Raw genomic sequence first — 1,753 nt, 5'->3', positions numbered from 1 at the left:
CAGATGGGTAGAAGAGACAGCGATACACACACATCCAGCAGTGCGGGCGCGGGGACGCGGGGGGAGCGCGCGCGGGACGTGGATCAGCGGATGCTGGGGAAGGTTCGTGCGCTGCTCGCCAAGGCGGAGTCGACCGAGTTTCCCGAGGAGGCGGAGGCGCTGAGCGCGCGCGCCCAGGAGCTGATGGCGCGGCACAGCATCGACCACGCGCTGCTCGCCGCGGAGGCCGGCGACACGGGCGGGCCCGCTGGACGGCGTATCGCGGTGGACAGTCCGTACGAGGCGCCCAAGGCCGTCCTGCTGACGGTCGTGGCCGACGCGAACCGCTGCAGGGCGGTGTGGCATCGCGACCTGGGATTCTCGACGGTCCTGGGATTTCCGGCCGATCTGACCGCGGTGGAGATGCTGTACACCTCGCTGCTCGTCCAGGCGACGTCCGCCATGGTGCACGCGGGCCCGCGGCGGGACGGGCGAGGACGGTCACGCACGCGGTCGTTCCGCCACGCCTTTCTCAACGCCTACGCCGCCCGTATCGGAGAGCGCCTGCGGGAGGCCGCGGGTGAGGCGGCGGACAGGGCGGCCGCGGACGCCGGCGGGAAGGATCTTCTTCCCGTGCTGGCGGCGCGCGACCGGGCCGTCGAGCAGGCCGTCGACACGATGTTCCCGAACCTCGCCAAGGGACGGGCGGGTTCGGTCTCCAACTATGAGGGCTGGGTGGCCGGGCGGGCGGCCGCCGACCTCGCCAGCCTGAACGGGCGCTCCGAGGTCACCGGGGCGTTCCGCCGTCCGTAGCGCACGGGGTCCCCCCGGGGGGCGAGGGGGACGTCCGGTCATGTGCTCGCTTCTTCCTGGTCTTGGCTGGTCGCGGGAGCTGGCTAGTCCTTCTTGCGCCGGGTGTTGCCGCCCCGGCCGCGCAGCGGCACCCCCGCCTCCTTCAGGACGTTGTAGATGAAGCCGTACGACCGGCCCGTCTCGGCCGCCAGATCGCGGATGCTCTCGCCCGCCGCGTAGCGCGGAGCGAGTTCGGCGGCGAGCTGCGTGCGTTCGGCACCGGTGACCCGGGTGCCCCTCGACAGTGTGCGTGCCACGGGGACCTCCTGTTCCAAGGCTGGGCGGCGGGGCCCGTCCCCGCAGCTCACAGCAGTGTTGATCTCCCCAACGTACACATTCCCCCTGATTACGCCGTCGATGCCGCGCGAATCCCCGCGAATTCGGCCGAAGCTGGTCTTTTCCGTGGTGGACGGCGTGTCGGAACTAGACAGACGGGCTCTGGACCGCTGGGGACCGCCCGTTCCGCACGGTCATCGTCCGCAACGGCCCCCAGACCGGAACCCGATCCTTTTCTGCCCGGCGCCGCCACCGAGCCCACTCCGTCCACCCTCACCGCCAAACCGCCCCCCGCCAAGGCCTCCGCCGACGGCCTGACCGGACGCGGCCAGAGCCGCGCCCACCACCCCCCAGACCGCGATCCTCCGATACGAGCCCAGGCTGCTCAGCCCGAAAACGGCGGCGGAGCCGCGGACGACACCATCACCGGCCTCAACAGCCCAAAGCACCCACCGGGACCAGCCAACACAGGGCCCGCGAGGACAGCCGACCCCCAGCCCGTCAAAACCTTTTTCTTATACACATCTCCGAGCCCACCAAACGGATACAGACATCGTATGCCGTCTTCTTCTTGAAAAAAAAAAAACATATATCATGGTTAACCTACCATTAGTTATTATACTTCTAGAGAGCACGAGTACCATCA

At 69.0% G+C, this 1,753-nt stretch carries 2 protein-coding genes; one reads left to right on the top strand and one right to left on the bottom strand.

Annotated elements, in window-relative coordinates; all coding sequences use genetic code 11:
* A partial coding sequence (locus HUX53_RS03370) for a DUF2786 domain-containing protein (protein WP_176401703.1) occupies positions 1-792 on the top strand: 792 nt, incomplete at its 5' end.
* Positions 793-875: 83 nt separating this feature from the next.
* Here the strand turns inward: HUX53_RS03370 and HUX53_RS03365 are convergent.
* Positions 876-1,088, bottom strand: coding sequence for a helix-turn-helix domain-containing protein (locus HUX53_RS03365; RefSeq protein WP_067638627.1), 213 nt, complete (start codon positions 1,086-1,088; stop codon positions 876-878).
* Between the last annotated feature and the right edge of the window lie 665 nt (positions 1,089-1,753).

Origin of the sequence: Actinomadura sp. BRA 177 (genome assembly GCF_013372625.1) — a bacterium.
GTDB lineage: Bacteria > Actinomycetota > Actinomycetes > Streptosporangiales > Streptosporangiaceae > Spirillospora.
Note: the sequence above shows the minus strand (reverse complement) of the source record. Positions and strands in the feature narration are given on the sequence as shown.